The 6,235-nt window shown below is 46.6% G+C and carries 8 protein-coding genes; 4 read left to right on the top strand and 4 right to left on the bottom strand.

What is annotated here, in order from left to right; translation table 11 throughout:
- Positions 1–155: 155 nt before the first annotated feature.
- Positions 156–818 (bottom strand): thiaminase II, encoded by a 663-nt coding sequence (gene tenA, locus FD47_RS09755; protein ID WP_056980596.1) that lies wholly within the window; start codon positions 816–818, stop codon positions 156–158.
- Positions 819–1,000: 182 nt separating this feature from the next.
- On the opposite strand from tenA, the gene FD47_RS09750 reads away from it, so the two are divergent.
- Both FD47_RS09750 and FD47_RS09745 read left to right on the top strand, forming a co-directional pair.
- The gene (locus tag FD47_RS09750) at positions 1,001–1,750 is read left to right on the top strand and encodes a glucose 1-dehydrogenase (protein WP_056980595.1); all 750 of its coding nucleotides are present in this window, start codon (positions 1,001–1,003) and stop codon (positions 1,748–1,750) included.
- Between the two features lie 91 nt (positions 1,751–1,841).
- Positions 1,842–2,321 carry an NUDIX hydrolase gene (locus FD47_RS09745; protein ID WP_054735345.1) on the top strand — a complete coding sequence of 160 codons (480 nt, stop codon included), beginning with the start codon at positions 1,842–1,844 and terminating at the stop codon, positions 2,319–2,321.
- Here the strand turns inward: FD47_RS09745 and FD47_RS09740 are convergent.
- On the bottom strand, positions 2,318–3,133 hold the full coding sequence (locus FD47_RS09740; RefSeq protein WP_056980594.1) for a DNA/RNA non-specific endonuclease: 816 nt from the start codon (positions 3,131–3,133) through the stop codon (positions 2,318–2,320). The two genes, FD47_RS09745 and FD47_RS09740, sit on opposite strands and share 4 nt — an antisense overlap.
- Positions 3,134–3,218: 85 nt before the next feature.
- A complete protein-coding gene (locus FD47_RS09735; RefSeq protein WP_056980593.1) occupies positions 3,219–4,172 on the bottom strand; it encodes an aldo/keto reductase in 954 nt (317 codons plus the stop codon).
- A 187-nt stretch (positions 4,173–4,359) separates the two neighbouring features.
- Here FD47_RS09735 and FD47_RS09730 point away from each other — a divergent pair, with 187 nt between their 5' ends.
- Positions 4,360–4,983, top strand: a complete 624-nt coding sequence (locus FD47_RS09730) for a DedA family protein (RefSeq protein ID WP_054735348.1) — start codon at positions 4,360–4,362, stop codon at positions 4,981–4,983.
- A 38-nt stretch (positions 4,984–5,021) separates the two neighbouring features.
- Here the strand turns inward: FD47_RS09730 and greA are convergent, their stop codons facing one another.
- Positions 5,022–5,495, bottom strand: a complete 474-nt coding sequence (gene greA, locus FD47_RS09725) for a transcription elongation factor GreA (RefSeq protein WP_040537625.1) — start codon at positions 5,493–5,495, stop codon at positions 5,022–5,024.
- A 331-nt stretch (positions 5,496–5,826) separates the two neighbouring features.
- Here greA and FD47_RS09720 point away from each other — a divergent pair, with 331 nt between their 5' ends.
- A complete protein-coding gene (locus FD47_RS09720; protein WP_008211567.1) occupies positions 5,827–6,186 on the top strand; it encodes an aggregation-promoting factor C-terminal-like domain-containing protein in 360 nt (119 codons plus the stop codon).
- Positions 6,187–6,235: the final 49 nt, after the last annotated feature.

Below are 6,235 nucleotides of genomic sequence, written 5' to 3'. Positions count from 1 at the left end.
TACTTTTTCATGGAACTTTGGACATTACCAAAGCGAATGCGGTTCAACTCAAAGCAGGGGTATTCCCCTCTGGTAATATTATCTCGCCTGAGGATTGATTTGTCTATAATGGTGACCGAAAATTTTGATGAGAAATGTCAGCCAACAATTAGCGGTTAGGCCCACTGCTGGTGTTTATACGCCATTGCCCAGAAATGTAATTCGTAATAGCTGCTGCGGACAAACGCGGTCGTCATCTTGGCCTGTTCTGATTGGTCAGCCTCGCTGCCTAATTGATCGACAATTTGAATCATTTGCGAAGTGGCGTCCGTGAAGCCGTCACTATCGTAAGTGTTGATGAACTGCTGATAGATTTTGACTGGCGAGCCCTTCTTAATCAACTTCTTGCCAATTTCGTTATATAACCAATAGCAGGGCAGAAGTGCGGCGGCGGCCCGAGCCGGTGAGCCTTCGTTGAGTTCATGATACATATGGGCAACGTAATTGTAAGCATTGGGTGCAATCGGCGTTTGGGCGATTTCAGCCGGGGTAATGGCTAACTCGTCAAAGAATTCTTTACGAATGTTGGCTTCGTCATCGTGAAGCCCCTGAGCGCCCTCGTAGAGAAATTGCTTGATGTCAGGATTTGACAGGTTGTCAGCAATTTGCTTGTGAAGATCGCCAAAGTTGGCGAGGTAGTAGCGATCCTGCTTTAAATAGTACCGGAACGTGGCGGTTGGCAGGGAACCGGCCGCAAGTTCTTTGATAAACGGATGATCGAAACTTTCCTGCCAGAGTTCGGCAGCCTGCTGATGCATTTTCTGGGTGAGTGATGCCATTTTCTGATAGTCTCCTTTGTAAATGAGTCCAGTGAATTAACTGTATTCTATCATGATTGAGTTGGCCGTTGGGGAATAATATTAGTGGCCTGCTTGTGAAAAATGGTTCAAATGATTGCGCTTTCAACTGCCGATCGGTATGATGAGCTTGGAAGTAAAAATAACTCAGTGAAGAGGCGGTTATAATGGATCGATTGAAGGATAAAGTTGCAATTATCACCGGTGGCGTTGCCGGGATTGGCTTGGGCGTTGCCGAGTGTTATGTGCGTGAAGGCGCAAAGGTTGTTTTGACGGCGAACCACAACGTTGAAGGCGGCAAAAAAGCGGTTGAACGGTTCGGCGATGATCAATCACTCTTTGTTCAGCAGGATGTGTCAAAGGAAGCTGATTGGCAAAAGGTGATTGATCAAACAATTGCTAAATTTGGCAAGGTGGATATTCTCGTCAATAATGCCGGGGTTGGCGGCGTTAACGGCCCATTGGAAGACTTAAGCCTGGAAGATTGGCAGCAAGTGATTGACATTAATTTAACCGGGAACTTCCTAGGTGAAAAATATGCGATTAATGCCATGAAGAAGTACAGCAATGCCAAAGGGGCAATTATCAACATTTCTTCAGTTGCCGGCTTGATTGGGTTGCCGCTGAGCCCGGCCTATTCTGCCAGCAAGGGTGGCACCCGTCTATTGACGCATGCGACCGCATTGGCACTGGCTGCCGAAAAAGTGGATATTCGCGTTAATGCGGTTCATCCAGGATGGATCGAAACCGACATTGTGCCTGAAGCGTACAAGGATCAATTGATTCAAACCATTCCTGCTGGGCATATGGGGGAGCCAAAAGACATTGGTGAAATTTGCGTTTACCTCGGCAATGACGAATCGAAGTTTGCTAACGGGGCGGATTTCGTTGTTGATGGCGCGCAAAGAGCTTAATGGAATGAAATAGTAACGATTATTAAAAATGGGGATTTGCGTTGGCAAACACCCATTTTTTGTGGCAAATATATAGAAAGGTCGCGATTGAATGGAACCATATATCAAACGGATTCGAAAGATGGTCGGCCATCAGCCGATTATTTTAAATTCGGCCTCGGGAGCCCTGCTCAATGATCAGAATCAGGTCCTCCTTCAAGAACGGACTGATACGGGTAACTGGGGATTTCCCGGGGGCTATCTAGAATATGGTGAAACCTATGCAAAGGCCGCCGTACGGGAATTTAAAGAGGATGCCGGCTTGCTTGTTGAACCGGTTAAGCTCCTGCAGATTTCGGATGACTTCCAGTATGAATATCCCAATGGGGATCAGCTGCAGCCAATTAATTGCTTCTACTTGGTGCGTTATGTGAGTGGCCATTTGCTGACCAAAAAAACGAACGAGACCGTCAGTCTAAGCTACTTTGATTTAACGAATCCGCCGACTTTCTTTAACGGGCAGCATGCGGGGATGTTCCGGTCTCTTAAACAGTTTGTTGACCAGCAGTCAGGTCGAATGACTGAAAATTAGGGATCGGGGACGTGCATATTTCGATCGATCGTTGAACGGCCGGTAGCGTAATCAAAGGAGACGTTGGGCTGGACGTTATATAAGTAAACGTTAAAGTTCAATGATTTGTCGGTACTGATAGCTTCAAGATGAATGCCGCGTGCCATTAACTCGTGATCGCGAAACTCAGGTTTGGCAAAGAAAATCACCCGTTTGCCGTCCCTCAACGCATCCCGAATTTTCTGCTCGAAAATGGTTTGAATCCGCTGATTGGAAAAGGCGGTCTGGGTAAACAAATTTTTCGGATTGTTCTGGTCACCGGATGTGTCTGCAGGGTTATACTGCCCGTTCTGATTGATTCCCTTGGAGATTGAGTAGGCAATCAGGTGACCACGGTTAATAATCGGCTGGCCGTCAACAAATTTTTGGTGCCAGCCGGTTGGTTCAACGTATTGACGGACCCGGTTGCTATCCGACGCGAGGTTGCGCGATTCTAAGTAGGCGAGATTGCCAGTACTGGTTCGGTTGAAATGATCGAGGACCGAGTAAACCACGTGGTTGGTTTGCCACTTCTGGGGATTTAATTTGGCCTTGTTGTGATTAACATAGATAAAGGCTGGCTTGCCGGATTGATAGGTTAACTTTGCCAGATCACCGGTGGTTGTGTCGTTGGTGGTTTTGGGCGTGACCATGTTGGTCGCCTGTTGAACAAGGTCGTTTAGGCTGCTTGGGGTGCCGCCAGTGAAATACCACGCGCCCGCGAGAACAATGATGCTCACGATAACGCTTAAAAATGAATGCGAATGTCGCTGCTTGCGCCTGCGTTTAGTCATGACAGTTCCTTTCTTTGATGACAATAAAAACTCAGCGGCAATCGGTTCATTACCGCTGAGCTTGTTCGATGATGATCGTTAAATTTTAAGGTAAATCGTTGCCAGCAGCGAAGTAGAGATCGTACCACTCCTGCTTGGTCAGGGTAACGTCGGCACCGGCTGCACTATCCTTAATATGTTCAGGGTTCATGGTTCCCAGAAGGACTTGAACGTGAGCGGGGTGCCGAAGAATCCATGCCGTTGCAATGGCGTTCTTCGAAACGTTGTATTTCTTGCCCAATTCAGCTAATTTATCGTTGAGCTTTTGATACTTCGGATCATTGATATACATGCCGGCAAACAGGCCGTAATTAAACGGTGACCAAGCTTGAATGGTCATGTGCTTACGACGTGAATATTCCAGAATGCCGCCATCGTGATCCAAACTGGCATCGTCGATCATGTTAACGTGCATGCCGGAACGAATCATCCCGGAATGAACAACGTTAAATTGCAACTGGTTAATGAGCAGCCGTTGACTGATCCATGATTGAACCATTTCAACCTGTTGCGGGTTGAAGTTGGAAACACCGAAGTGGCGAACCTTGCCTTCACGCTGTAATGTGTCAAACGCGTCAGCAATGTCATCGGCCTCCATCAACGGATCGGGACGGTGGAGTAAGAACGAGTCCAGATAGTCAATTCCCAGCCGTTGTAAAATGCCGTCAACGGCTTCAATGATGTGTTCCTTGGAGAAGTCATACCGCGCACCGAATACCAAGCCATCATGGCTTCGTTTAGGGTCCAGGATAATGCCGCCCTTGGATTGAATGTAGAGTTTGTCACGGGAAATGCCGGAAGCTTTCATGGCTTCTTTAAATTTTGTTTCAGAACCGCCTTCGCCATAGATGTCAGCGGAATCGATATAGTTGATTCCGGCATCGTAAGCAGCCTGCAGACTTTTTGCGGCGTCTGCGGTTTCCATGCCTGCCATGCGCATAATGCCCAGGGCAACGGCGGAAGCTTCGAAATTCGTGTCACCAATTTTAACAGTCTTCATATTGATTGAATCCTCCTTTGTTGGTACCTCTAATTATATGCCAATTGGGGGTGGGTGCGAAAGCGAACATCGAAAAAAGCCGAATCAATGTTTGGTTTAATCATTCATAAAGATTTCTCAGTAGCCAATGAAGCGAAACGAACTATGATATAATGCTCATACTTAACATACGAAATGAGGCAATTAATTGACCGAAACAACCATTACTGAACTCATCAATCAATACGGCTACTTCGCGATTGCGTTTTTAATTGCATTTGAAAATATATTTCCGCCAATTCCCTCAGAACTGGTTCTGGTATTTACCGGTTATCTGACGCTCACCAGCAAGCTGACAATCTGGGGATCCGTTTTGGCGGCGACCGCGGGGGCCTTCGTCGGGGCCGTTGTTCTTTATGGTGTCGGCCGGCTGCTCAATGTTCGTCAGATTGAAAGGCTTCTTGCTGGCCGGGTTGGGAAGCTGCTTAGGTTAAAACCGGCCGATGTTGACAAAGCAGCAGCCTATTTCAATCGGCGCGGTGGCTGGGCGATTTTGATTGGCCGGTGTATTCCGGTTGTTCGTAGTTTAGTGTCCATTCCAGCTGGGATGACGGCTTATCCGTTTGCCAAATTCAGTGGCTTGACCATCTTGGGGACGCTAATCTGGAACACGGTTTTAATTTTGGTCGGCCACTTTGCCGGCGGGGCTTGGAACACCATTTTAGCGATCATTGATCAGTGGTTAGTCGTCATTATTGTCGCCGTTGCGGTAATTCTGGGCTGCTACCTCTATTATCGATTTGCGCGGAACTCAACCAAAAACCAGGATTAACGACCTGCTCTTCAGTGAGAATCTCGTTAATTCTGACTTTATTGATCAATTTTGACAGCCGTAATCTTGACTTGATAGGTTAAATTTGGTGCTACGACTTTGACCGTGTCTCCGGTGCGGTGGTTTAATAACGCCGCGCCAATTGGGGACGCAATCGAAATTTTACCGTGATCAATATCGACTTCAGGGGTGCCGACAATTTGATAGGTCTCGGTGGCGTGGTCATCCAAAAATTCAAACGTCACGTACTTGCCGACTTCCACCCGATCGTTGTCGGAGGGGGTGTAGATCTTCGCGTACTGGAGTTCCTTTCTCAAGAAGCGCAGCCGGCTTTCCAAATGGCGCAGGTCTCGTTTGGCCGCGCTATACTCGGCATTCTCCGATAGATCACCGAGCGCGCGGGCGTCTGACAGTATTTTGATTTTGGTTGGCCGGCTGTTCTCAAGCTGGTCAATTTCTTTTTGAATTTTTTGGTATCCCGCTTTGGTAATTTTATTGAAATGTGGGTCCATTTCACTCATCCTTTCAGCGCTGTCTTCACAATTATTATCATAAGCCACTCCTAGAAAAAAGCCAAAGTCGGTGTTGATTAAAATGACAAAGGGCAACACAATCCCACAAATCGGCGCCAATCGAACATTTTTCATGGATTTTTTGATAAAAAAGCCATGTTACTATTACAAAGCGAGCGCCAATCCGCTTAGAGGCTATGGGATTCAGTTGTGAATATTACTAAACGCTCAATTGTTTTAACACGCTTGTAATTTTATCGACACCTCCGTGTAAATGCGACAGTGTATATTCTTAGTCGTTGATTAATTACGGAGGGGAAATATTTATATTATGAGTTTAAAAAAAGCAATCATCGCAATCATGACGACACTGACACTATTCGGTGCCTTTCAAGCAGCCACAACCGAAGAAACCGCAAACGCCCAAACGACCTCAGTTACTAAAACTTACAAGTCAAACTTATCAAAAGCTAATCTTGCCGCAAAGAAGTGGATTGCTTTTCACGAATCCCGCGGATCATATACCGCCCGTAACGGCCGTTACGTTGGTCGTTACCAATTGAGCTCATCATATTTACATGGTGATTACTCAAAAGCCAACCAGGAAAAAACCGCTGATCGTTACGTTAAAGCCCGTTATGGTAGTTGGGTTAACGCAAAGAAACATTGGCGCGCATACGGCTGGTACTAAACAAGTCAATTAAATGATTCATCTGATGAAATGACGTGGTTCCCGCAAT

This window comes from Lentilactobacillus parafarraginis DSM 18390 = JCM 14109 (genome assembly GCF_001435895.1).
GTDB lineage: Bacteria > Bacillota > Bacilli > Lactobacillales > Lactobacillaceae > Lentilactobacillus > Lentilactobacillus parafarraginis.
The sequence above is the reverse complement of the archived record's forward strand: the minus strand, read 5'-3'. Positions and strand labels throughout refer to the sequence as shown.